This window comes from Ancylomarina sp., from assembly GCF_041555295.1.
In the GTDB taxonomy this organism is placed as follows: domain Bacteria; phylum Bacteroidota; class Bacteroidia; order Bacteroidales; family Marinifilaceae; genus Ancylomarina.
Window position 1 is genome coordinate 1 of sequence record NZ_JBFFKR010000446.1, and the last position, 1,912, is coordinate 1,912.

The 1,912-nt window shown below is 32.5% G+C and carries 2 protein-coding genes; both read right to left on the bottom strand.

The features are described 5' to 3' along the window. Positions 1-321 precede the first annotated feature (321 nt). Positions 322-921: a hypothetical protein gene (locus tag ABY905_RS16940; protein WP_372646025.1), complete on the bottom strand. Its 600-nt coding sequence runs from the start codon at positions 919-921 to the stop codon at positions 322-324. A gap of 41 nt (positions 922-962) precedes the next feature. Then, complete coding sequence (locus ABY905_RS16945) at positions 963-1,778, bottom strand: metallophosphoesterase (protein ID WP_372646026.1); 816 nt, start codon at positions 1,776-1,778, stop codon at positions 963-965. Positions 1,779-1,912: the final 134 nt, after the last annotated feature.

The window sequence follows — 1,912 nt, forward strand, 5'->3', positions numbered from 1 at the left end:
AATTTCGTGACACAAACCATCCGTTGAGGTAAACTCTGAAAACAATAGATGTAATTTACCTTCTTCTGAGTTTCTTAAAACTATCTCACGGAAAACGGTATCAGTAACATCCTCCATGGGAGCTAGAGAAAAAGAGGGAGTCGTTTGTTGTTGCCAAAAATTAGATTGCATTGATTTTATTTAGAATTAATAAACATTGCAAAACTAAAGCTTTTTATACAAATAGCAAAAGTAAAAAAGCCTTATCTCACACTTAGTCTGAAAACTAAATATAAAATAAGGCTAAATGTCTTAAAGCAATAACAATTTAATACTTGAGTTTTAAAAATAAAGGGTCAAGCCCAATGATAAATTCCAGATCTCGCTATATTTAACGTAGTCTGTTCTAATCGCTTCTAGCAAGTAATTATCCATGGTTGCCACCTCAGTATAAAAATCGATTCCCTTAAACGTTTTAAATGGCAAGGGATGATAAATCATAACACCAACAAAAGGAGCAAAGTGAACCTTATTTTGAAAATAATAATCGTCAGGGAAATAGTCAGGCAACTTACGATAAGTATTATGAGTCGATCCAAAATTAATACTCAATCCGGCTAGGGGACTCAAAACAAAATCCTTGTAATGAAATTTCTTAATTAAAAATGTATTTTTAAATGCTAAGGTATTCAAAGTTCTCTCATGACCAGGATATTCTGCCATTCCGTACATGATGGATAGTTGATACCAATCATCTACCAGATAATAAGTTGCTCCAATAGAGAAATAGCCAATATTTCCTGCATACTGAATCTTAGCCGCTCTGGGAACATACCATTTCCTTTTCAAACTATCTTGTCTGGGGTCTTCCTTTTCAGTCGCGAAAGCTGTGGTCGCGAGTAAAACAGTTGTTAAAAATGTATATATAATTTTTCTAATCATTTTTTCTCTTTTATTCAGAACTTAACACACAATCTTAATTACTAATAGTCAACCTTTTCTATATTATAACTAGTCTCATCAACCGAAATAATGGCATAATGTTTATCAGGAGTATCACCTACAACCAAATAATCGACTTGATCATATCTCTTTCCGAAATAGTATTTATGCGTATGACCATGTATGGATAGCTTAATATCATTATCCACCATCATCTGGTTAAAAACATACTCATTACCATAATTATACTGATCTCCCCAGGGTGGTATGTGAGAAACTGGAATCACATGCTTAAAATCTCCATCATTCTTGATATTCTCCTTAAACCAGTCAAACTCAGGATCCGTATTCTTATTTTCCCAAATAATATTATCGAACATTACGAATTTGCAACCTCTAAAAGTAAAAACGTAATTGGTTGGCCCAAACGATTTTTCGTAGATAGCCTTTCCATTTGAAAGATGATCATGGTTTCCAATCACAGTGAGAAAAGGCTTATTTAACTTACCTATGATTTCATTAAACCAGGTAAACTCTTTATGTAGAGAACTTAAAGTAATATCCCCACCATGGATAACAAAATCAATATCATCTCTTTGGTTAATGGCCTTTATTTGCTCTTCAAATTCGTCGTAGAAAGTGTGTGTATCTGAAATAAAGGCAATTTTAAAAGAGGATTTTCCAGCTTCCAATTCCTTTAGCTTAGCTAAGTTCTTAGCAGTTAAATCCTTGTATTTATCTTCAACTATAATATCATACGGACTATATTCAAAAGGTATATCACAAGCGGGTAGGAGCCCTACAAATGTAAGCATACCAACAAAACCGGTTTGTTTTAGAAATTTTCTTCTTTGCATTCTGACTTTTAGTTTAGGTCGGATCCTTTTATTCAATTTCATTTGAAAAGAACTATAAAAATAAGGAATTAAAGAGTTCTGTCTCTTTTTTCTAACATTTATTAACGTAATATTTGACGAACATTATTTTCAAT